At 76.0% G+C, this 408-nt stretch carries 1 protein-coding gene; it reads left to right on the forward strand.

Annotated features, from left to right (window positions below):
* Positions 1–408, forward strand: a 408-nt coding sequence (locus tag B2U11_RS01830; RefSeq protein ID WP_292069390.1) for a glucan biosynthesis protein, incomplete at both ends; no start/stop codon positions are given.

Genomic DNA, 408 nt, shown 5'->3' on the forward strand with positions numbered 1-408 from the left:
TCGGCCTGATCCAGCGCGACCGCGACTACGCCAGCTATCAGGACAGCCAGGCCCATTACGACCGCCGGCCCAGCCTGTGGGTGGAGCCCATCGGCGGCTGGGGGCGGGGCGGCGTGCGATTGGTCGAGGTTCCGACGCGCAGTGAGACGCTGGACAACATCGTGGCGTTCTGGACGCCGGCGGCGCGGCCGGCGGCCGGGCAGACGCGAACGCTGCGCTATCGGCTGACCTGGGACGGGGACGCGCCGGGGCTGGAAAGCCTGGCGCGGGTGACGGCGACGCGCTCGGGCCGGGCGGGACGGCCCGGCGCTCCGCCCGACGAAGGACGGCGCGTGGCGGTGGAGTTCCGCGGGGCCGACCTGGCGGGGCTGCGGCCCGAGGACGCGCGAGCGTCCGTGAGCGCCATGC

Origin of the sequence: Brevundimonas sp. UBA7534 (genome assembly GCF_002479325.1) — a bacterium.
Taxonomy (GTDB): Bacteria; Pseudomonadota; Alphaproteobacteria; order Caulobacterales; family Caulobacteraceae; genus Brevundimonas.